Origin of the sequence: Undibacterium umbellatum, from assembly GCF_014284125.1 — a bacterium.
Classification (GTDB): domain Bacteria; phylum Pseudomonadota; class Gammaproteobacteria; order Burkholderiales; family Burkholderiaceae_D; genus Undibacterium; species Undibacterium umbellatum.
This window is the reverse complement of the sequence record NZ_JACOFX010000013.1, coordinates 62,304-83,198: the sequence shown is the minus strand read 5'-3', so window position 1 is coordinate 83,198 and position 20,895 is coordinate 62,304. Positions and strand designations below refer to the sequence as shown.

Here is a 20,895-nt window from a genome sequence, read left to right as displayed (position 1 = left end):
CTGAAGGCGCTCGCCTGGGGAAGCTTGCCCAGCTCAGAGCGCTTTTTTTATAGCTGGTATTCGCTTCACCTTTGTTTCTTTCGTAATTTCAATGAATAACATCCGCAATTTTTCGATTATTGCCCATATTGACCATGGCAAATCCACACTGGCAGATCGTATTATCCAGCTTTGTGGCGGCCTCTCCGACCGCGAGATGGAAGCGCAAGTGCTTGATTCCATGGATATTGAGCGAGAACGTGGTATCACTATCAAAGCCCAGACAGCGGCCCTGCATTACAAGGCACGCGATGGTCAGATTTATAACCTGAACCTCATCGATACACCGGGTCACGTCGATTTCAGCTATGAAGTCAGCCGGTCTCTGTCCGCCTGCGAAGGCGCCTTGCTGGTCGTTGATGCATCCCAGGGTGTGGAAGCTCAGACAGTAGCAAACTGCTATACCGCTATTGAACTCGGTGTCGAGGTAGTCCCCGTCCTGAACAAGATTGACTTGCCATCTGCCGATCCCGATAATGCCTGCCAGGAAATCGAAGAAGTCATCGGCATAGATGCGTCCGATGCTGTGCACTGCTCAGCAAAAACCGGTCTGGGTGTTGAAGATGTACTCGAATCGTTGATCGTTAAAGTACCACCTCCGCAAGGCGATCCAACTGCACCTTTGCAAGCACTGATCGTCGACTCATGGTTTGATAATTATGTAGGCGTTGTCATGCTGGTGCGTATCAAGAACGGTACGCTGCGTCCTAAAGACAAGATCTTGTTCATGGCAACCGAAGCCCAGCATCTGGTTGAAAGTGTAGGCGTGTTTACGCCCAAGTCACTGAGCCGTACAGAATTGTCGGCTGGGCAGGTCGGCTTTGTGATTGCCGGCATTAAAGAATTGAAGTCAGCCAAAGTTGGCGACACGATCACTGTTGCCAACAAACCTGCTGCCGAGCCTTTGCCCGGTTTTAAAGAGGTGCAGCCACAAGTGTTTGCCGGTTTGTTCCCGGTTGAAGCCAATCAATACGATGCCCTGCGCGATTCCCTGGAAAAACTCAAGCTCAATGACGCTGCGCTGATGTATGAACCTGAAGTGTCACAGGCGCTGGGTTTTGGCTTCCGCTGCGGCTTCCTTGGTCTGCTGCACATGGAAATCGTCCAGGAACGTCTGGAACGTGAATTCGACATGGACCTCATCACCACAGCACCAACGGTGGTGTATGAGGTACTGATGGCCGATGGCAGCATCCTGATGGTGGATAATCCGTCCAAGATGCCAGAACCATCCAAGATAGAAGAAATTCGCGAACCTATTGTCACTGTCAATCTCTACATGCCACAAGAATATGTGGGTTCGGTGATTACCTTGTGTACGCAAAAACGCGGTGTGCAGCTGGATATGAATTATCACGGCCGCCAGGTCAAATTGACTTATGAAATGCCAATGGCTGAAATTGTCTTGGATTTCTTTGATCGCCTGAAATCCACTTCCCGTGGCTATGCTTCCATGGACTATGAGTTCAAGGAAAACCGCGCTGCAGATGTGGTCAAGGTGGACATGTTGATCAATAGCGAAAAGGTCGATGCACTGGCAATTATCGTGCACAGGGCAAACAGCCATTTCCGTGGCCGTGCCGTCGCCGCAAAAATGCGCGAATTGATCCCGCGCCAGATGTTTGACGTGGCAATTCAGGCTGCAATTGGTTCCAACATCATCTCGCGTGAAAATGTCAAAGCCTTGCGCAAAAACGTTTTGGCGAAATGTTATGGTGGCGATATCAGCCGTAAGCGCAAATTGCTGGAAAAACAAAAAGCAGGTAAGAAGCGCATGAAGCAGGTGGGTTCAGTGGAGATCCCGCAAGAAGCGTTTTTGGCGATTTTACAAGTGGATGAAAAATGAGTTTGCAATCAATCTTAGGCAACTTTGCCCTGATCCTGTTTGTTTTGACTATAGTGACAGGTGTGATCTGGTTTCTGGATACCTTTATATTTGCCAAACAACGTCGTCAAAATGCCGACAAGGCTTTGGCTGAATACGATGCCCGCCGGTCCAAGTTGACAGCAGAAGGTATACGACTGGAGGAAAATACCCGCCATGAACTGGAAGCTAACTTGCTCAAGCAACCTGTCTGGGTAGAATATTCCGGCAGTTTCTTTCCAGTGATTGCACTGGTATTTTTCTTGCGTTCCTTTTTGTTCGAACCTTTTAAAATTCCATCCGGCTCAATGTTGCCAACTTTGTTTATTGGTGATTTGATATTGGTCAATAAATTCACCTACGGTATACGCCTGCCGGTGATTAATAAAAAGATTATTTCCATCAATGATCCACGCAGAGGTGATGTCATGGTATTTAAATACCCTGTGGATCCATCTGTAGACTATATTAAACGTGTGATCGGTGTGCCTGGTGATAAAATCGTGTATAAAAACAAGCGCTTATCTGTAAATGGTAAAGATGTTTCATACACAAGCATGCCTGATTTCCGTGATAATCTGGATTACCTCAAGCATTACAAGGAAGACCTGACAGGCCTTAGCCACAGTATCCTGATCAATGAGCAAAGACCTGCCTTTGTCGAGCCATATGATTTCAAGGGTAAAGAGTTATGTACATATGAAATCGATGGTTTTAGCTGTACCGTACCAGCGGGACGTTATTTCATGATGGGCGATAACAGGGATAATAGTCAGGACAGCCGATTCTGGGGATTTGTACCAGATGAAAATATTGTCGGTAAAGCATTTTTCATCTGGATGAATTTTGGTGACATCGAACGTATTGGTAGTTTTCATTAAACTTCAATCTTAATCAGGAATTGAATATTTATGTCTAAAAATCAACATTTTTCTGCGCAAAAACAAAAAGGCATTACTTTAATCGGTTTGCTCATGGCCATGGCTGTGGTGATCGTAGTCGCCATGGTTGCAATGAAAGTTGTACCTACCATGATCGAATATAACTCCATTTCGAAGGCCATCAATAGCACCAAAAATTCTGGTTCTACGCCCAGAGAAATACAAGTTGCTTTCGACAGGCAAAAAGAGGTCGGTTATTTCGACGCTGTTTCAGGCAAGGACCTGATTATTACCAGGAATACAGATGGCGGTTTTGATCTGCATTTTTCTTACGCCAAGAAAATCCCTCTGGTTGGTCCTGCTAGCATCTTGATGGAATATTCAGGTACGACTGCCAAGAATGGTATTGTCGTTACCAAACCTGTCAAGGCAGATTAAGTTACGCGTATGAATCAACAACTATTGCAGAAAAGGCTGGGGCACCAGTTTAGCAACCCCGCTTTGTTGCAGCAGGCTTTGACACATCGTAGTCATAGTGTTTTGCATAATGAACGTCTGGAATTTCTTGGCGACTCAGTTCTGAATTGTGTCGTCGCATCCCTGTTGTTCGATAGTTTTGCCAATATTGATGAAGGTGATTTGTCGCGCGTACGTGCCAACCTGGTCAAACAACAGTCGTTATATGAAATTGCACAGAGAATTGAATTGTCGCAGTTCTTGCGCCTGGGAGAGGGGGAGCTGAAATCCGGCGGATTCCGACGCCCGTCGATTTTGGCAGACACGCTGGAAGCCTTGTTCGGCGCGATTTTCCTTGATGCCGGCTTTGATGCCGCGCGTGAAGTCATCCGTTCCCTGTATGCGCCGGTGTTGGCAAGTGTTGATCCAACTACCTTGGGCAAGGATGCCAAGACATTGCTGCAAGAGTTTTTGCAAAGTAAAAAAATTGCCTTGCCACAATATAATGTGGTGGCAACCCATGGTGCGGCACATAATCAGGAGTTTGAAATTGAATGCCTGGTGCCAAAATTAGAAATACAAGTTTTTGGTACAGGTGGTAGCCGCCGTGCCGGCGAGCAGGCTGCAGCCAAGCTTGCGCTGGAAACTGCCCTGGCCATGCTGGTACGTTCGCCTGCAGCCAAGAAAGCCAAGCCACGCGCTTCACAATTAAAGCTGGCTGGCATTGCGACAGTACAAGGCGAAGCAGTGTCAGAAGCCAAACCGCAATCAGCCAAGCAAAAAAGTTTGCTGGATGTAGATATACCCAAGGCTGACAAGCCAAAAGTGGTACAAGGAATTACCGGCACGGCTGCAGCAGACGAACTGCTGAACCATGATATTCACCCTGAGACTCACCCTAAGACTGCCTGACGACCGCATGACTGAATTAATAGACAATCCTGATTTCCGCTGTGGTTACATCGCCATCGTCGGGCGACCTAACGTTGGCAAATCGACCCTGATGAACGCCCTGATAGGCGCCAAGGTCAGCATTACCTCACGTAAGGCACAAACTACCCGCCATCGTATTACTGGCATACAAACCAAAGACAATACCCAGTTCGTGTATATCGATACGCCGGGTTTTCAAACCCGCCATTCAAATGCACTGAACCGCACGCTGAACCGTACTGTCACCACGACGCTGACAGCGGCAGACGTGATTTTGTACATCATAGAAGCAGGTACCTTTGGTCCGGCTGATCAGCAAGTGATTAATTTGCTGCCTAAGGACGTACCTTGTATCCTCGTCATCAATAAATCAGACCGCGTTAAAGACAAAGCTGTGATGATGCCATTTGCTCAGAAAGTGGCAATACTCCATCCTTTCGCTGCGATCGTGCCAGTATCGGCAACCTTGCGCTTCCAGCTTGAAAACCTGGAAAGTGAAATCCGCAAATACCTGCCGCTGAACCCGCCCATGTTTGGTGAAGACGACATCACAGACCGTAGCGAGAAATTCCTGGCAGCAGAAATCGTGCGTGAAAAATTGTTCCGCTTCGTTGGTGACGAACTGCCTTACACCAGTACCGTGCTGATAGAAAAATTTGAGCAGGAAGGCAATTTGCGCCGTGTGTTCGTCGCCATCCTGGTGGATCGGGATGGCCACAAATCCATGGTCATCGGCAACAAGGGCGCTCGCTTGAAAGACATCTCGACCCAGTCACGCCAAGATATGGAAAAGCTGTTTGGTGGCCCTGTGTATCTGGAAATCTGGATCAAGGTTAAATCTGGCTGGGCAGACAATGAAGCCGGTTTGCGTGCTTACGGTTACGAGTAAAACCATCCATGGATGAGCAGGCAGTCGCCGTGCAGGAAGACAGCGCCGTTGAAGATGCGGCTGCTGTACCGGCAGCACCAGCTGCTGCCAAGAAAACTGCAGTCCGCACACGGGCACCCAAAGCCGCGCCACGTGTTGCCAGCAAATCCCCTGCCAAAGACTTGCGCATACTGGAGCAGCCAGGCTTTGTCCTGCATTCCTGGCCCTATAAAGAAACCAGTCTCATCATCGATGTGCTAACGCGTGACCATGGTCGCATCGCCCTGGTGGCCAAGGGTGCAAAGCGCCCGCATTCGCAATTGCGCAGTGTCTTGCAAACTTTCCAGCCATTGCAATTGGGGTGGACAGGCAAAGGTGAAATCCGAACGCTAACGACAGCAGATTGGGTAGGCGGCATGCTGCCGCTAGAAAAATCTGCCTTGCTGTGTGGCTTTTACCTCAATGAATTGCTGGTCAAGTTCCTCATGCGCGATGAAGCGCACCCGGATTTGTTTGACCTGTATGTCTCCACGTTGAACCAGCTTGCCCATGATGAGCCAGCCACCATCGTCCTGCGTCGCTTTGAGTTCGCACTACTGCGCGAATCCGGCCTGCTGGGTGACCTGACCCGCTGCACGCAACAGCGCGAACGCGTGCAGACAGAGCAATTCTATGTGCTGGACCCGGAGCGCGGCCCCAGGCCAGCCATGCCAGCCGATAGCGTGCCCAGAGTCAGCGGCAAGACTTTGCTGGCCATGCAACGCGGCGACTATACTGAGCAAAGTACGCAACTGCAAAGCAAGCTACTGATGCGCTTTTTGCTTGCCCATCATTTGCATGGCTCAGCGTTAAATACCCGGCAAATACTGATCGATTTGCAAAATCTATGAATATCCATCAACAAAGCCAGTTGATAGAACTGGGCGTGAATATTGACCACGTCGCCACCCTGCGCAATGCGCGCGGCACGACCTATCCAGACCCTTTGCAAGCCGCCTTGCTGGCAGAAGAGGCGGGTGCAGATTGCATTACCCTGCATCTGCGTGAAGATCGTCGCCATATTCGTGATGCAGATGTAGAGCAATTGCGCCCACGCCTATTGACACGCATGAACCTGGAAACCGCAGTCAATAATGAAATGCTTGATCTGGCTTGCCGCTTCCTGCCGCAAGATGTTTGCCTGGTGCCGGAGCGCCGTGAAGAAGTCACGACAGAAGGCGGCCTTGATGTCGCCCGTGACTTTGCCAAAGTGCAGGCCGCAGTCAGACAATTGCAGGCGGCTGGCATACGTGTGTCATTATTCATCGATGCAGATGAACAGCAGATACAAGCCAGTTCGGAAGTTGGTGCAAGCGTCATAGAAATCCACACTGGCCGCTATGCTGGTGCGCTTGATCCTGTGTCGCAGACGCTGGAACTGGCGCGCATATCACAAGCTGCTATCGCTGGCATACGCCATGGTTTGAAAGTAAATGCCGGTCATGGCTTGCATTTGACTAATACCGCCGCCATTGCTGCCATCCCGGAAATTTCAGAATTGAATATAGGCCATGCCATCGTCGCCCAGGCCCTGTTTGTAGGCTGGGCAAAAGCTATTAGCGATATGAAAGCCTTGATGGTCAAAGCCCGCCTGACGACTTTGCACAGAGCAGCCTGACATGATCTACGGCATAGGCACCGACATCGTACAAATCTCGCGCATGCAAGAAGCCCTGGCGCGTAACGGTGAACGCTTTGCTGAAAAAACTCTGGGGCCAGAAGAATTAGCCATCTTCCGTCAACGCAAAGCTCTGGTCGAAGCGCGCGGTCTGCGTTATTTGGCCACCCGCTTTGCCGCAAAAGAAGCTTTTTCGAAAGCTGTGGGAATGGGTATGCGTGACCCCATGAACTGGCATGCTGTGCAAACACTGAATAACGATCAGGGGCAGCCTGTGGTGCAAGCGAATGGCAATATGCTGCAATGGATGCAAGAGCGCAGTTTACACGCACGTATCTCAGTCAGCGATGAAACTGATTACGCCATCGCTTTTGTGATCATTGAGCAATCCCTGCTAAAGTAGTGACTTCCACAAGCGCTGCAGATTGATTGCATCATGAACGAACCAAATATCTCAGAAGCACGCCAGCAAGTGCTCGATCTGGTTGCAAAATTACCCAACCTGCCGGGTGTGTACCGCTATTTTGATGGCAATGACCAGGTGCTATATGTGGGCAAGGCGCGTGATTTGAAAAAGCGTGTCTCCAGTTATTTTCTCAAAAACCTGTCCAGTCCGCGCATCGCGATGATGGTAGAGAAAATCGCCAGGCTTGAAACCACTGTCACACGCAGTGAGGCTGAGGCCCTGATCCTCGAAAACAACCTCATCAAGGCCTTAAAGCCACGCTATAACATCCTGTTTCGTGATGACAAGTCTTATCCTTACCTGAAAATCACCACAGAAAAAACACCACGCATGATGTATTACCGTGGTGCGATCGATAAAAAGCATCAGTACTTCGGGCCATTTCCATCAGGCTGGGCAGTCAAGGAATCGATGCAGATCTTGCAGAAAGTCTTTTTGCTGCGCAGTTGCGAAGACAGCGTATTTGCCAACCGTACCCGCCCATGCCTGCTGCACCAGATCAGCCGCTGCAGCGCGCCTTGCGTCAATATCATTGCGCATGAAGACTACCAGCAAGATGTTAATAATGCCGCTGACTTTTTACGTGGCCGCCAGCTTGAAGTCATGCAGACCTTGGAAAAAAAGATGCTGGATTTTTCTATGGAACTGAAATTCGAACAGGCAGCAGCCGTGCGCAATCAAATGCAGGCCCTGTCCAAAGTCTTGCATCAGCAAAGCATGGAAACCGCAGGCGATGTCGATATCGACATCCTCGCGGTGGTAGTGGAGGGCGGTCGTGCCTGCGTCAACCTGGCCATGGTCAGGGGTGGGCGGCATCTGGGTGACCGGGCTTACTTTCCTACCCATGTCGATGATGCCCTCAGCGTCGCAGAAAATGAAATCGAAGTAGAAGTTATCTCCGCCTTTTTGGCGCAGCACTATGTTGACCAGTTCATCCCTTCCACACTGGTCATGAATGTGGAACTCGATGCACCTGATCTCATGCTGGCTCTGGCCGAGCAATGTGGCCACCGCATCCATTTGTCCTTCCAGCCGCAGGAACAGCGCCGCGCCTGGCTGGATATGGCTGTCAAGGGCGCGAGGCTGGCACTGGCCCGCATGTTGTCAGAGCAAGGCTCGCAACAGGCACGCACCCGCGCCTTGGCAAGCGTGTTGGAACTGGATATAGAAAACCTCCAAGAATTGCGCGTCGAATGTTTTGACATCAGCCACACCCAGGGCGAAGCCACTCAGGCATCCTGCGTGGTGTTTCATCATCACGCCATGCAAAACAGTGAATACCGCCGCTTCAATATCAAGGATATAACCGGGGGGGATGATTATGCCGCCATGCGCCAGGTGCTGTTCCGCCGCTATGAGAAAGTCGCCAGTGGTGATGCAGGCGGTGAAGAGGCCAATGCGCGCCGCATGCCAGACATCGTCCTGATCGACGGTGGCAAGGGCCAAGTTGAAATTGCACGGCAAGTTTTTGTCGAGCTTGGTCTCGATATTAGCCTCATCGTCGGCGTCGCCAAAGGCGAGGGTCGCAAGGTCGGGCTCGAAACCCTGGTGTTTGTCGATGGCCGCGCAGCAAAGGAGTTGGGTAAGGAATCTGCCGCCCTCATGCTGATCGCCCACATCCGCGATGAAGCGCACCGTTTTGCCATCACAGGCATGCGTGCCAAGCGCGACAAGGCCAGACAGGCCTCGCAACTGGAAGAAATAGAAGGCATAGGCCCCAAACGCCGCCAGCGCCTGCTGGTGCGTTTTGGTGGTTTAAAAGGCGTCAGCGATGCCAGTGTCGCTGATTTGGCCAGCGTAGAAGGCATTTCTCGTCAATTGGCAGAAGAAATTTACAAGCGGCTGCGATAGGGAAATATAATTGCGTCAGGCGCTGGCATTGTAGCCAGCGAGCCTGATGCATAAACCGAATAAAAACCACAACAACATGCCTTTCAATTTCCCTATCCTGCTGACCTGGCTACGTGTCGCGCTGATACCGCTGGTCGTAGGTGTTTTTTACTTGCCCGATCTCTGGTTAAGCCCCTTTGAAAAAGGTTTGGCATCCACCGCGATTTTTATCGTCGCAGCAATCACCGACTGGTTTGATGGTTTCCTGGCACGCAGATGGGACCAGACATCCTCATTCGGCGCCTTCCTCGACCCCGTAGCAGACAAACTCATGGTCGCAGGTGCCTTACTGGTGCTGGTGCAACTTGACCGCGTCAACGCCGTGATCGCCTTCGTCATCATCGGTCGCGAAATCACCATCTCTGCTCTGCGTGAATGGATGGCACAGATAGGCGCCTCAAAATCGGTGGCTGTCAGCTCCCTGGGCAAGATCAAGACAGCAGCACAGATGACTGCTATCCCCATGCTGCTTTACTATGACATACTGTTCGGCATGATAGACACCAAGATGCTGGGCTCCTGGTTGCTCTTGATTGCAGCCATCCTGACAGTCTGGTCCATGTTCTATTACCTGCGCAAGGCATGGCCCTTAATCAAGGAAACCACCGATAAAATGAAGTAATCGTGGAATGATCTTTGATTGGGTAGTTGACACAGAGGCTGGATGATATATAATTCTGGTCTTCGCAACGCGGGAGTAGCTCAGTTGGTAGAGCGCAACCTTGCCAAGGTTGAGGTCGAGAGTTCGAGACTCTTCTCCCGCTCCAAGAATTTTTGGACGGCAGCGAAAAGCAGTAAAGTAATATAGTTGTAAAAATGCGGGAGTAGCTCAGTTGGTAGAGCGCAACCTTGCCAAGGTTGAGGTCGAGAGTTCGAGACTCTTCTCCCGCTCCAAAATGGCGTAGTACCTGAAGTATCAGTAGCACATCTGCGGGAGTAGCTCAGTTGGTAGAGCGCAACCTTGCCAAGGTTGAGGTCGAGAGTTCGAGACTCTTCTCCCGCTCCAGATTCTGAAGGGAAGCAAGGCTTCCCTTTTTTGTTCAAGTTGCACCGCATTTCAGCGATCATCAAACGTGATAAAATCACGCAAGACGAGACGCCGAGATAGCACCCCTGGCGGGGTAGCAAAGTGGTTATGCAGCGGCCTGCAAAGCCGTAGACGCCGGTTCGATCCCGACCCCCGCCTCCAAATACAAAAAGCGCTTTAGAGCGCTTTTTTTCCAGAACCCGACTTAGCGTTTCGCTAAGCAGGTTGTAGTAGTGGGCCCGAGTGGTGAAACTGGTAGACACATCGGACTTAAAATCCGCCGCTTCGTTAATAGCGGGCGTGCCGGTTCGATTCCGGCCTCGGGCACCACATACTTATTTTTCAATACCTACAACAGAATGTTAAGCCAATGAGTTCAACGGCTTAGCTCGATCTTGGCTCTCTTGAAATCTTTTAGCTTGACCTAAATTCTCCTGTTTATACGTTTCACATCTTTTCCGTTAGTAAAATGATTGCCACATCGACTTTTGCGATTTCATTGTTTTTTATGGAATTAACATTACACTATGTGACGAATGAATCTTAACCGAAGTTAAAATGGAGACTGAAATGGAATCTATGTATGAAGTTCTGGCATTAAATTTTAAATCCTCGACTGACGAGAAAAAAAATGCGGTAACAATTCACATGAAAAGTGGAACATCCCATTTCGGCTATGTCAGGGAAATAAGTGATACTTCGAAAATTGTAAAAATTCGGATTGTTAATCCGAGTGGAAAATCATTTCAAGACGCTTATCTGGACATCAATAGTATTGAATCAATTTTAGCCACCTCTGTTTAGCAGTTGTTGTTTTGACGGCGTATGGCTATCAGGTTCAGGTGGAGCGAAAGCCAGTTTCTTAGAGCTGTCTAGCCTGTCATGTTTGCCGATAGCTGGTCGCAAGATTATCGATCGCTTTATTTGCATGGGCATTGGCGCTTTGATTTGTGCGATTCTCTGTTTGCATATCTGCTTTCCTGGTCCTAAAATAACTGGCGCGATATCGCTTTAATAAGTCTGTCGTTGTCCCTACCTACTTACCCACTTTGAGGAGCTTGTGATGAATTTTAAAAAATCTGCATTCCGGTCTTCACTGGCAATACTTGCCTTGAGTCTTTCAACCTCGGCATTTGCAGAACTATGCACGGTGGGGCGAGCGACGCAGGTGCTGTGGAAAGGTGATTGGTACAAGGCAACGATTACTGAGGCTGCCCCTGATAAGTGCAAGATTACTTATGTTGGTTATACCGCTGATGATGATGAGTGGGTGGGGCCAGAAAGACTCAAAATCAAGGTATTGTGGAAGGGCGACTGGTATCCAGGCCGTGTGATAAAGAAAGAAGGCACCAGCTATCTCATCGGCTACGATGGCTACACAAGTGATGACAATGAGATTGTTCCCCTGTCACGCATACAGGTGCGCTAGTTCTACAAGCACCACCAACATGATTCAATTTATCTGGGCCCTCTGATTTGGGCCCGGAAACCATTTCTCCCTTATCCGCATGAACGGTGTCTCCACCAGTCTATACAACAACCACCCGCCAAATATCCCCGCTGCAGTAACCAGAACAATAGTCAGCGGCGCATTCGCATTGATGTGTCGCTTGGCTAACTGCTCACCTATCAGCATGAACACAGGTTTATGCACCAGATAGACCGCATACGACCACAGCGCCAGTTGCGCGGCACCCGGCAGACGCAGGCGGTGCAGGTAGCTGTTGGGGCTGAGGGCAGCCAGGGTGAGGATGGCGAAGCTGATGGCGATGAGTGAGAATCCCAGTGAGTTGACGATCATCAGCTCGTTGTAGTCGTCGCTGTTGATGCAATACAGGGTGCCGCCAGCGGCGAGCAGGCCGGTGATCAGCAGTGCCTGTCCATGGCGCATGAGTCTGTCGTATAAGCTCGTATGAAAATTCTTGAGCATGGCGATGGCGACGCCGGGGAGTAGTTCGTCAAAGCGGCCAAAGCTGGAATAGTAGACCTCTGCATCAAAAGCATCGTGACCGTGCATATATGCCACTGCGCGAAATGCCATGCCGCCACCTATTGCGGCGATGAGTAGGCCCCATGCCAGCCAGATTGGGCTCTTAAGTCTGACCAGGATGACGCTGACTATAGGCAGTATCAGGTAAAACTGTTCTTCTATGCACAGCGACCAGGAGTGGGTGAAGGTTTGTCCATATTCCAGGCCTATGTTTTGGGTGAATGTGAGGAATTGCCATAGCGATGATGTGCTGCGCCCGCTTAGTGCTACCGGAAAAATAAAATACGCGGCCAGCACGACATAGTAATTGGGCAGGGTGCGCAGCAGGCGTCTGGCGAAAAAATTCTTCAGTGACAGCGCCTGACCATAGGCAGCGGCAGACATGATCTGGTTGCCGATGAGATAGCCGCTCAGCACAAAAAATAAGTCCACGCCTGCCCAGCCTATGTCGCCTGCGAAGCCAAAGGTCTGACGTTTGCTGACAAAGCCGCAGTAGTGCGACATCAATACCAGCAAGATGGCGAGGGCGCGCAGGGTGTCGAGGCCGTTGATTCTTTTGGCTTGCATGAGGTGCGTCTATGCTTGGGTAGATGGAGACCGGGCCTTGGTGTTTATTTTTTATTTGTCTGGCAGAGTTTCAAATTGGTGCGTGTGGCCTTGATCATGGACAGATATTTTTTATTGAATTCATCGGTGCATATCTCGCAATTATTGATGATCGCGTTGTCTGGTGATGCGGCGTCCTCTGCGAGTGGCTGCAGTGTCGCGAGGCAGCGGTCTGGCATGTGCAATTTGTTTTGCACCAACGCAAGGTCATTGCGCACCCAGCCCATCTCCAGGGGTTCAAGAATTTTGCCGCAATTGACAAAGACGGGGTCGAGTTTGGCCATGGCTGCTGAGTATTCTTTTTTGTCGTACAAGGCTTTGAATTCTTTGCGAGCCTGGCTACGCTCAGGAGCGCTGCATCCTGCTGGCTTGAAATACTGGTTGGCTATGCTGGCCAGTTCACAATAATTTTGTTCGCATATGTCGATACTTCCATCTAATTCGATGTCAGTCTTTTTCTGGGTGAAGCGCAAAACGCAGCTTTGTTTCATGCCACTTTTGCGCAGTGTTGCCTTGCCTGCGATGATTTCGCCTTTCATCGAGCATGAACCTTCACCCTCGGAGTAAATGCTGAAGTTGAGTTTGCCTGCACTGTTAGATGTAATATTCAATTTACTATAGGCTCCCTCACTCAGGTATTCGCCAGGCGCGATTTGCTGCGCCTGTGACCAGATTGGCGAGCTGCACAGCAGGATGGCAAGGCAAAATTGAGGGAGGCGATGAAGTGCAATCATAGAGAGTTTTGCCGATACATGAAATGAGAAATGGCCCTGTGTCATTCATAAAATACACGAGGCGGCGGTATCATATCAGAACTGTTTTCCTGCTGGCATGGAAACAGGATTGTGGTTTTTTATCTGACATCAGGCAGTATTTCAGTGTAGCCATGTGATGAGAGGTATACATATCAACATTAAACGTTGTATTTTAATTATTTGTCACTGTTGCTGACCATTGCTACGGAAAATTCCGGATAAACTCGGTCAGCATTCATTAGCGTGTTTTACTTCTCTCCTGCGACATGCTCAAAAAATTTTTCCCATTTATCGGTAGTGCTACTTTACGGTGGTATACCGCACTGACTTTGTTCCTGGTGACAATGATGGGTGTTGAGTTGTTTGGTCTGCATTTGCTGGCGACTACAGAGTCCCGGCTTGGGGATGTCTATTTGCGGCGTCATGCACCGGCTTATCAGCCGGATCCTGATATCGTGGTGGTGGATATTGATGATGCCAGTATGTTAGGCATGCAGAAGATCGCCGGTTTGTGGGTGTGGAAGCGTGAAATCCATGGTTTCTTGCTGGAGGCACTTGCCGGATTTTCTCCCAGGGCTGTCGTGTTCGATATCAGTTTTCAGGAGCGTGATCTGGCAGCGCCCAAGAGCGATGCATTTTTATCCGGGCAGATCAGGGATTTTTCGCATGCCTATCAGCAGGTGTTGTTGCTGCAGGAAAGCAAGAGTAATGCGACGGTAGCAATGACCGAGCTGGCCGATGCATTTGCCATCCGGCAGCCTGGTAAAACCAATACAAGGCTCTCCATGCAACTGCCTCTGGCAATTGAGCCCAGTGCCTGGCGTCTGGGATTGGTGAATAGCCTGAACGACGCAGATGGTGTGGTGCGGCGGTATGGTCTGTATTCTGATATTGATGGCTGGCGTTTACCTTCGCTGCCTGCGCGGGTGGTGGCTGACCTGGGTGGCAAGCTGCCACCAGGCGCTGACTTCCAAATATTCTGGCCTGCTCAGGGGCATAAGCGTTTTGCGTATGCAGACTTGTTTAAAACGCTGACAGAACAACGCCCAAATTTATCGGCAGAGGATGAAGCTAAACTGGGTAAATTATTCCACAATAAAATCATCATCATCGGTTCCTCTGCGGCTGGATTGTTTGATCATCACCTGACACCGCTGGAGCCTGGTTATCCAGGCGTCGATATTTTGGCGGTGGCTTTGGATAACCTCAAGAATGGCCGCAGCATAAGGCGTGTCGCGCTTGTCTGGCCTATGTTGGCCGGGGTGACGATGATCTCCTTCCTGGTGCTGGCATTCAGGCGGCGCTGGCATCCTGGTATGACTGGCAGTGCCTTGCTGGTGTTGACGATGGGGGCGGTCTATCTTGCTGACCAAATGGTTGAGCATCACTGGATGTTGCCGGTAGTGACGCCAGTAATTTTTTCCTGGACTTGGTTTTTATTGGCAGCTCTTGCGGGCTACTTGCGCGAGCGCCGTACTCGTGACCGCACTGTTTCGCTGTTTGGCCGTTTCCTGAATCCTGAAGTGGTTCGCAAGATTGTCGAACATGGTGAAACGGTGGAAAGCCTGTCAGGCCAGACGCGCCAGATTACGGTGCTGTTTTCTGATATACGTGGCTTCACCAGTTTGTCGGAAACTAAGACGCCTGATGAAGTCGTGAAACTGCTGAACCGCTATTTTGAACATCAGGTCGAGGTGGTGTGGCGGCATGGCGGCACCCTGGATAAATTTATTGGTGACTGCATCATGGCATTCTGGGGCGCGCCTGTGGATGACCCTCAGCATGCCAGCCATGCCGTGGCGGCCGCTATGGAAATGCAGGAGAATCTGCTTGCCTTCAGGCAAGAACTGGCAGCAGAAGGCTCAGACTTGTCTGACTTTGATGTTGGCATCGGTGTACACACAGGGGCGGCTGTGGTAGGCTTTATTGGTGCCAAACGCAAGCTTGATTACACCGCCATTGGAGATACCGTCAACCTGGCTAGTCGGGTAGAAGGCTTAACCAAGGGTGTCGCCCGCGTGCTGGTGACCAAAGAAACCATGCTGGCCTGTGGTAGTGCTGATCTCGCTTTTAGTTTGCGTGGCTTGTTTGCCGTCAAGGGCAGGGCTGCTGAAGTTGAATTGTACGAACCTCTGAGGAAGAACTCATGAAACTACCATTTTTAATTGCAGCAGTGATGTTGGCAGGCAATGCTTTTGCTGAGTCAGCGACAACTTCCAAATCCACAGAGCTAATGGACAAGGCCAGTGCCGATGCTTCAATCATCGGCACATTGGCAAACCAGACCAGAGTTGACGTCATGCAGCGCAATGGTGCCTGGACCCAGGTCAAAACTTCTTCTGGTCAAGCGGGCTGGGTCAGGATGACTGCTTTGCGCCTGGATGCGACCACTGGCAGTAATGTTGCGCCCGCTGCTGGCGGCAATGTACTGGGTTCATTGATGACGGGAGGGCGGACCTCGAATACAGGGACAGTTGGTACAGGTGTCAAGGGCCTGGATAAGGAAGACTTGCGCAGGGCTTCGCCGAATTATTCTGAACTGGAAAAAATGCACGCCAATGTCGTTGGCAAGGATGGTGCACGCACGTTCGCCCAAAGATCCAATTTGTATGCAGCAAATGTTGAGTACATCGATCAAAACAATATTGGCAAACGGGAGAATAATTAATATGCGCATCGTGAAAAAAATACTGATCGCCAGCATCATTATGGTGTTCTCCGGTCCAGCGATGGCACAGTTTGGAGATTTTCTCAACAAGTTACCTGGCAACGTGAAAAATCTTGCTGAGGGCGCAAAAAATTTAGTCGATAAGACCAAGGAAATTGACGAGCCAAAAGAAATTGCCTTGGGCCAGGAGTTTGCCGCCAGTTTGTTGGGCGCCAAACCTTTGGTGAATGATCCTGCTTTGCAGCGCTATGTAAATACCCTGGGCCGCTGGTTGGCATTGCAAACAGAAAGACCGGACTTGCCGTGGACGTTTGGCGTGCTTGATGATGTAGGCTTCAATGCCTTTGCTACGCCAGGAGGGAATATTTTTGTGACCAGGGGTTTGTTGGCACGCATGCGTAGTGAATCTGAATTGGCTGGAGTACTGGCGCACGAGATTGCCCACGTCCTGCGCAAGCATCATCTGAATGCAATGCGAAATACTGGTGGCATGGGGGTTTTTGCTGATCTGGCTGCATCACAGTTGAAATGGGATGCCAATCTCAAAACCTTCGCTGCCAATGCTTTTAAAGATATGTATGCAAAGGGCCTGGACAAGAGTGATGAATATGAAGCTGATCGTATCGGCGTCGTGATCGCAGCCCGTGCAGGCTTTGATCCTTATGGTTTGCCCGCCGTGATACAAACCTTGCAGTCGCAAAGTGCGCAAGATGGTAATTTCAGTTTGCTGTTTGAAACGCATCCTTCACCTGCAGACAGATTGGATAGCCTCGATAAAGTCATGCGGACCCGGTTTGATTCCAGTAATGGATCGCAGGGGCGTTCTTTTGAAGAACGGGTCAAAGAGTTTAGCCGTTGATTGAATAATTTTATGTGTAAAAAACGCTGCCCTGGCTTGTGTCCAGGGCAGCGTTTTTTTAAGGTAGTGAGTGTCTCGCTGTCAGTAAAACTTCGTTAGCAATTTAGGTAATTTGCCATTTGCTGTTCCCTTGCGTATCACCACATTCAATTTTTCCATTTCCGCTTCATATTTGCCATTCGCTGCGGCGAAATGGGTAGTGTCATAAAACACAGGTTTGGCAGAGACATAAAAAGTTTTTCCAGTCAGTTCAGGGTCATTGAAGCTGGGGATGAGCTGGTCGCGCAGGTAAGCTTCTACCTGGCTTGCGCTCTGCAATTGACGTACTGGCCAGAGCATGATGTCGCTGCGGCGGTTCATGAGTTTCTTAAAGCGAGCAGCCGAAGAGGCAGAATCTTCCTGCACCTTGAAGAGGACGTTTTTGGCTTTTTCAAAATCCATGCCGTGGCTGAAACCACGGCCTATACTAACGGTTTTGCCGCGCAAGTCTTCTATGGACTGGAAGTTAGGGCGCGGATTGCCATAAGTAATCGCCCATATTTTTTCACTGACGACGGGAATGGAAAAGTGATGCAGCTTGAGGCGCTCTGGCGATTTTGAGATGCCAAAGACGATGCCCTCACCGTTTTGCGCCATGAGTTGCGCGCGGTTCCACGGCAATAACTGTTTATCAAAATGCAAGCCTGATTCTCGCTCGAAATAAATCAGTATGGCTTCCAGATCACGGTCCAAGGGCAATTGCCGGCCATGGATGTCCAGGCTTTCTTGTAGAAAGAGTTTGATCACAGGCTTGTCGTTGTCCGGTTTGCTTGCATTGGCAAATGCTGGCAATAGTGCGAATGCTGACAAAAATAGAAGGCAGATAAACCGTTTAAAGCGGTGCAACATAGGTGTTCTCGACAACAGGCTAAAGCCAATTGATATTTCTAAAAAGTGGTGCAATGAAATGGCATTGCATTTTGATAAGCAGATTGGTTTTTATGTAGACATAACGGAATCAGCTTATGCCATGAGATGGACATCTGAATGCTGTTCCAACATTCGTGTTTTGCTCCGGCCTGATTGTAGTCTGCAATAGTCCGAATTTTGTTTGTTCTTGTGTTCAGAATACTTTGTTTGCAATCCCTTGAAACCAAGTAGAATTTGGTTTGATAACCAAAATTGTAAGCAGGTCTTCACAATGTCGAGAAAATCCAATACCGAGCAGCGTCGTAAAGAGATCGTTTTTGCCTTGTTGTCTGTCATGGCGGAGCATGGCTATGAAAAAGCTACCATATTGGCAATTGCCAAACAGGCTGGCCTTGCACCGGGTTTGATTCATTATCATTTCAAGAGCAAGGGCGAGATACTGCTTTATCTGGTCAAGTTGCTGGCGACGATGTCACGGGCGCGCTATGACTTGCTGGCGGCAACCGCCAAGACCGCACAGGAAAAATTGCTGGCGTATATCAATGCACGTCTGGCCAAAGGAGAAGGTGCGATGCCTGAAGCTGTCTCTGCCTGGGTGGTGATAGGTGCTGAAGCTGTCCGGCAGCCGGAAGTGCGTGCGGTGTTTCAGGAGGCAATTGCGGCTGAATTATTTCTGATACAGGCTTTGTTAACTGCGTGCCTGCAAGACCAGAAGAAGGCTATCAGTAGCGTGCCTGAACTGGCTGCAGGCCTGCTCGCTTTTATAGAGGGGGCGTTTCAACTCGCTAGTGCAGCGGGGGATATCATGCCACAAGGCTATGCAGCTACTACTGCCCGGGCTTTTATAGAAAATAGTCTGGCGGCACAAGCACCAGCCTGAATCTTTCTTTAAGGTGTAAGGCTTTTGATGGAACCTGACTCCTGAGAGTTCTATTCTTTCCAGCCATTCTTAATGAGACTGAACAAGGCATGCAGTGAAGCCCTGGGGTCTTCACTATCTTTTGAGCGATGAAAGGCATCCAGGATAAAATGGGCAATAGCCTCAGCTTCACAGTTTGGTGTGGTGGTATCTGCCTATGCCTTAAGTGCAGGTATCGCAGGCTTTGCGGCAGCGGGTTTTGCTGACCGATTTGACTGTAATAGACTCTTACTTAGGACTTACGCAAAATTGTCCCAGCAAGGCGTCAGCGACGAAGGCAGTACTTTAGTACGGCTAGGAGCTGCAACGCAGCTGGGGCGGTTTTGCGCAAGCCCTATTACTGTTCTTTTACACAGGCTTTATCATCAGCACTTACCTTTGCGGTATTGCGCCTAATTTTTACTTCCTCTTGTTTACACGCATAGTGACGGGTTTGTTTGGTGGTGTCATTGGTGACATCGTACTGGTGATCACGACAGGCTTGTTCCCATTCTCGATGCGTGGCAGGGTGATGGGTATATTGTAAACAGCATTTGCTGCTAGCCAGGTTATACCCGTCTTGGTGTTACTCCTTTACTTTTGGTCATCTTTGTCAATCTCCTGCTGTTCGTCGGGATTTTTTCACGCATCATTCAGGCCCAGGCAATGATGTTGGCCGTGCCAGCCGCTGATAGTCGTAGTTCGTTCATGGCGATTAACTCGTCCATGCAACAAATTATCTGTGTTGTTGGCTCCGTGGTTGCTGGCATGATCGTCAGTCAGCCTGCAGGTGGAGGAGCTATCCTGTATTTTGATTGCTGGGTGATATTCTGGTGTTTACGGTGTTGATTACTGCATTCATGATGTATTTCATGCACCGTATGGTTGCTGTGCCTGTAGTCGTACAAACTGTATAAGGCATTACATGCCTGGTTGAATATATGGCAATTTTCTGAGATCATGCCATATCAATTAATCAAGGTGAACACGAATGCTCAATTGCGAAAACTGCGGTACTGAGAATAAAGACGGGGCCAAGTTTTGCAAATCCTGTGGATCATCCATCAGTGTTAATGCTAATAGCAGTGTGGCTGGCTCTACACCGTCTGCTTCAAGCGAAACCCATGGTATTGATATTCATGATGAAATTTTCAAAGACTCAGTCCCGCTGACGCAGCTTGACTTGTCTGCTTCCAGTCACGATGCGCTCACAGAGTTGAGCCTGGATCTGGATGAAATCAGTCCTGCGACTCTTGATCTTGATGGCGAACCCGCTCAAGCGGCTTTGTCATCATCGCCAGCGCCATCTCTGGTTCAGGCGATAGAAGTGCCTGCTGCCACAGAGGTATTGCAAACGGAGGTACCTGTCAGCAAGCCAGTCGAACTAGACAAGAAAAGCAACTCGCCTGATACGGTAATCCCTGGTGACATTATGAAAGCAAGTATGCCGGTATCGCAGTTGGTGGCAATTGCGGTCAGCTTATTGCTGCTGGTCAGTGTACTGGCGGGCGGCTATTTTTGGTTTTCGCCAGGTAGCTCTTTAGTAGCAACTACTGAAACGGTGCAAGCGGATAGCAGCGCTATTGCTACAGCTTCGGCATCAGCCAGTGAGTCTGCTCCGAGCGCATCGGCACCAATAGCAGACACGGTGGTGAGTTCTGCGACAGGCGCTAAGACAGACATGCCAGGGATGCAGAATCCGCCAATTGTTGCTAGTTCGGCGACACAGATGACGACAGCTCCTGAACCAGCTGCAGCTTCAGTTCCCGTTGCATTAGCACAGAATGCGAAAAAGAATACCAAAAAGAAAAATGAGGATGATTTCGATGACGAGGAAGATTTTGATGAGGTGTTACCTGCATCTGGCAAGCGCCAGCGCAACCTGAATGCGCAACATCAAGAATTTTCGCGCGGCATGCCCACCCCCTTCGGTGGCGGGATGAGCCAGGGGCAGGTAGCAGCTTTGCTGGCGCGCTCAGATAGTTTTCTCGCTAACGGTGATTATGACCGTGCCATTGCTACCGCACAAAGCGCGCTGGCCCTGGATCCAAATAATGATGCTGCCAAAGCCAGAATAAAAAAGGCCCGGCGCTTGCAAGGCGAATAAGTCGCTGCTAAACAACCAATAG

At 49.8% G+C, this 20,895-nt stretch carries 20 protein-coding genes and 5 tRNA genes; 22 read left to right on the top strand and 3 right to left on the bottom strand.

Translation table 11 applies throughout. The features are described from left to right. Positions 1-91 precede the first annotated feature (91 nt). From lepA to H8L47_RS20565, 17 genes are all read left to right on the top strand, one after another. Positions 92-1,885, top strand: a complete 1,794-nt coding sequence (gene lepA / locus H8L47_RS20645; RefSeq protein ID WP_186955486.1) for a translation elongation factor 4 — start codon at positions 92-94, stop codon at positions 1,883-1,885. Further along, positions 1,882-2,784 carry a signal peptidase I gene (gene lepB / locus H8L47_RS20640; protein ID WP_186955485.1) on the top strand — a complete coding sequence of 301 codons (903 nt, stop codon included), beginning with the start codon at positions 1,882-1,884 and terminating at the stop codon, positions 2,782-2,784. The genes lepA and lepB overlap by 4 nt, the downstream gene beginning before the upstream one ends. A 30-nt stretch (positions 2,785-2,814) precedes the next feature. After that, positions 2,815-3,222 (top strand): DUF4845 domain-containing protein, encoded by a 408-nt coding sequence (locus tag H8L47_RS20635; protein WP_186955484.1) that lies wholly within the window; start codon positions 2,815-2,817, stop codon positions 3,220-3,222. 9 nt (positions 3,223-3,231) lie between these two features. Further along, complete coding sequence (gene rnc, locus H8L47_RS20630) at positions 3,232-4,152, top strand: ribonuclease III (protein ID WP_186955483.1); 921 nt, start codon at positions 3,232-3,234, stop codon at positions 4,150-4,152. 7 nt (positions 4,153-4,159) lie between these two features. Continuing rightward, on the top strand, positions 4,160-5,062 hold the full coding sequence (gene era / locus H8L47_RS20625) for a GTPase Era (protein ID WP_186955482.1): 903 nt from the start codon (positions 4,160-4,162) through the stop codon (positions 5,060-5,062). A gap of 8 nt (positions 5,063-5,070) precedes the next feature. Beyond that, positions 5,071-5,931: a DNA repair protein RecO gene (gene recO / locus H8L47_RS20620; RefSeq protein WP_186955481.1), complete on the top strand. Its 861-nt coding sequence runs from the start codon at positions 5,071-5,073 to the stop codon at positions 5,929-5,931. After that, the gene (gene pdxJ, locus H8L47_RS20615; RefSeq protein ID WP_186955480.1) at positions 5,928-6,698 is read left to right on the top strand and encodes a pyridoxine 5'-phosphate synthase; all 771 of its coding nucleotides are present in this window, start codon (positions 5,928-5,930) and stop codon (positions 6,696-6,698) included. The genes recO and pdxJ overlap by 4 nt, the downstream gene beginning before the upstream one ends. Before the next feature lies 1 nt (position 6,699). Beyond that, positions 6,700-7,101, top strand: a complete 402-nt coding sequence (gene acpS / locus H8L47_RS20610) for a holo-ACP synthase (RefSeq protein ID WP_186955479.1) — start codon at positions 6,700-6,702, stop codon at positions 7,099-7,101. Between the two features lie 33 nt (positions 7,102-7,134). Then, a complete protein-coding gene (gene uvrC / locus H8L47_RS20605) occupies positions 7,135-9,015 on the top strand; it encodes an excinuclease ABC subunit UvrC (RefSeq protein ID WP_186955478.1) in 1,881 nt (626 codons plus the stop codon). A 76-nt stretch (positions 9,016-9,091) separates the two neighbouring features. Further along, positions 9,092-9,676: a CDP-diacylglycerol--glycerol-3-phosphate 3-phosphatidyltransferase gene (pgsA, locus tag H8L47_RS20600; protein ID WP_186955566.1), complete on the top strand. Its 585-nt coding sequence runs from the start codon at positions 9,092-9,094 to the stop codon at positions 9,674-9,676. Positions 9,677-9,745: 69 nt separating this feature from the next. Next, positions 9,746-9,821 (top strand) — tRNA-Gly (locus H8L47_RS20595). A 51-nt stretch (positions 9,822-9,872) separates the two neighbouring features. Beyond that, positions 9,873-9,948, top strand: a tRNA-Gly gene (locus H8L47_RS20590). Positions 9,949-9,984: 36 nt separating this feature from the next. Further along, positions 9,985-10,060, top strand: a tRNA-Gly gene (locus tag H8L47_RS20585). Between the two features lie 109 nt (positions 10,061-10,169). Then, positions 10,170-10,243: transfer RNA gene (locus H8L47_RS20580), tRNA-Cys, on the top strand. Positions 10,244-10,318: 75 nt separating this feature from the next. Then, positions 10,319-10,411 (top strand) — tRNA-Leu (locus H8L47_RS20575). 240 nt (positions 10,412-10,651) lie between these two features. After that, positions 10,652-10,885: a hypothetical protein gene (locus H8L47_RS20570; protein WP_186955477.1), complete on the top strand. Its 234-nt coding sequence runs from the start codon at positions 10,652-10,654 to the stop codon at positions 10,883-10,885. A 259-nt stretch (positions 10,886-11,144) separates the two neighbouring features. Beyond that, entirely contained in the window at positions 11,145-11,510 is a 366-nt protein-coding gene (locus tag H8L47_RS20565) for an agenet domain-containing protein (RefSeq protein WP_186955476.1), read from the top strand. 24 nt (positions 11,511-11,534) lie between these two features. On the opposite strand, the gene H8L47_RS20560 is transcribed toward H8L47_RS20565, so the two are convergent. Both H8L47_RS20560 and H8L47_RS20555 read right to left on the bottom strand, forming a co-directional pair. After that, the gene (locus H8L47_RS20560; protein ID WP_186955475.1) at positions 11,535-12,638 is read right to left on the bottom strand and encodes an acyltransferase family protein; all 1,104 of its coding nucleotides are present in this window, start codon (positions 12,636-12,638) and stop codon (positions 11,535-11,537) included. Positions 12,639-12,682: 44 nt separating this feature from the next. Next, positions 12,683-13,411: a hypothetical protein gene (locus tag H8L47_RS20555; RefSeq protein WP_186955474.1), complete on the bottom strand. Its 729-nt coding sequence runs from the start codon at positions 13,409-13,411 to the stop codon at positions 12,683-12,685. Between the two features lie 287 nt (positions 13,412-13,698). On the opposite strand from H8L47_RS20555, the gene H8L47_RS20550 reads away from it, so the two are divergent. From H8L47_RS20550 to H8L47_RS20540, 3 genes are read left to right on the top strand one after another with little or no spacing between them, the layout of a single operon-like run. Next, positions 13,699-15,582, top strand: a complete 1,884-nt coding sequence (locus tag H8L47_RS20550; RefSeq protein ID WP_186955473.1) for an adenylate/guanylate cyclase domain-containing protein — start codon at positions 13,699-13,701, stop codon at positions 15,580-15,582. Next, a complete protein-coding gene (locus H8L47_RS20545) occupies positions 15,579-16,100 on the top strand; it encodes an SH3 domain-containing protein (RefSeq protein ID WP_186955472.1) in 522 nt (173 codons plus the stop codon). The genes H8L47_RS20550 and H8L47_RS20545 overlap by 4 nt, the downstream gene beginning before the upstream one ends. A gap of 10 nt (positions 16,101-16,110) precedes the next feature. Further along, a complete protein-coding gene (locus tag H8L47_RS20540) occupies positions 16,111-16,959 on the top strand; it encodes a M48 family metallopeptidase (RefSeq protein ID WP_186955471.1) in 849 nt (282 codons plus the stop codon). Positions 16,960-17,040: 81 nt separating this feature from the next. Here the strand turns inward: H8L47_RS20540 and H8L47_RS20535 are convergent, their stop codons facing one another. Beyond that, positions 17,041-17,808 (bottom strand): substrate-binding periplasmic protein, encoded by a 768-nt coding sequence (locus tag H8L47_RS20535; RefSeq protein ID WP_186955470.1) that lies wholly within the window; start codon positions 17,806-17,808, stop codon positions 17,041-17,043. 331 nt (positions 17,809-18,139) lie between these two features. Here H8L47_RS20535 and H8L47_RS20530 point away from each other — a divergent pair, with 331 nt between their 5' ends. Further along, on the top strand, positions 18,140-18,748 hold the full coding sequence (locus H8L47_RS20530) for a TetR/AcrR family transcriptional regulator (RefSeq protein WP_230413842.1): 609 nt from the start codon (positions 18,140-18,142) through the stop codon (positions 18,746-18,748). A gap of 1,009 nt (positions 18,749-19,757) precedes the next feature. Beyond that, a complete protein-coding gene (locus H8L47_RS20525) occupies positions 19,758-20,873 on the top strand; it encodes a zinc-ribbon domain-containing protein (protein WP_186955469.1) in 1,116 nt (371 codons plus the stop codon). Positions 20,874-20,895 lie beyond the last annotated feature (22 nt).

Excerpts from the sequence above, each read along its gene's own strand:
- lepA (WP_186955486.1), top strand. The coding sequence starts at position 92 with ATGAATAACATCCGCAATTTTTCGATTATTGCCCATATTGACCATGGC.
- lepB (WP_186955485.1), top strand. The coding sequence starts at position 1,882 with ATGAGTTTGCAATCAATCTTAGGCAACTTTGCCCTGATCCTGTTTGTT.
- H8L47_RS20635 (WP_186955484.1), top strand. The coding sequence starts at position 2,815 with ATGTCTAAAAATCAACATTTTTCTGCGCAAAAACAAAAAGGCATTACT.
- rnc (WP_186955483.1), top strand. The coding sequence starts at position 3,232 with ATGAATCAACAACTATTGCAGAAAAGGCTGGGGCACCAGTTTAGCAAC.
- era (WP_186955482.1), top strand. The coding sequence starts at position 4,160 with ATGACTGAATTAATAGACAATCCTGATTTCCGCTGTGGTTACATCGCC.
- recO (WP_186955481.1), top strand. The coding sequence starts at position 5,071 with ATGGATGAGCAGGCAGTCGCCGTGCAGGAAGACAGCGCCGTTGAAGAT.
- pdxJ (WP_186955480.1), top strand. The coding sequence starts at position 5,928 with ATGAATATCCATCAACAAAGCCAGTTGATAGAACTGGGCGTGAATATT.
- acpS (WP_186955479.1), top strand. The coding sequence starts at position 6,700 with ATGATCTACGGCATAGGCACCGACATCGTACAAATCTCGCGCATGCAA.
- uvrC (WP_186955478.1), top strand. The coding sequence starts at position 7,135 with ATGAACGAACCAAATATCTCAGAAGCACGCCAGCAAGTGCTCGATCTG.
- pgsA (WP_186955566.1), top strand. The coding sequence starts at position 9,092 with ATGCCTTTCAATTTCCCTATCCTGCTGACCTGGCTACGTGTCGCGCTG.
- H8L47_RS20570 (WP_186955477.1), top strand. The coding sequence starts at position 10,652 with ATGGAATCTATGTATGAAGTTCTGGCATTAAATTTTAAATCCTCGACT.
- H8L47_RS20565 (WP_186955476.1), top strand. The coding sequence starts at position 11,145 with ATGAATTTTAAAAAATCTGCATTCCGGTCTTCACTGGCAATACTTGCC.
- H8L47_RS20560 (WP_186955475.1), bottom strand. The coding sequence starts at position 12,638 with ATGCAAGCCAAAAGAATCAACGGCCTCGACACCCTGCGCGCCCTCGCC.
- H8L47_RS20555 (WP_186955474.1), bottom strand. The coding sequence starts at position 13,411 with ATGATTGCACTTCATCGCCTCCCTCAATTTTGCCTTGCCATCCTGCTG.
- H8L47_RS20550 (WP_186955473.1), top strand. The coding sequence starts at position 13,699 with ATGCTCAAAAAATTTTTCCCATTTATCGGTAGTGCTACTTTACGGTGG.
- H8L47_RS20545 (WP_186955472.1), top strand. The coding sequence starts at position 15,579 with ATGAAACTACCATTTTTAATTGCAGCAGTGATGTTGGCAGGCAATGCT.
- H8L47_RS20530 (WP_230413842.1), top strand. The coding sequence starts at position 18,140 with ATGTCGAGAAAATCCAATACCGAGCAGCGTCGTAAAGAGATCGTTTTT.
- H8L47_RS20525 (WP_186955469.1), top strand. The coding sequence starts at position 19,758 with ATGCTCAATTGCGAAAACTGCGGTACTGAGAATAAAGACGGGGCCAAG.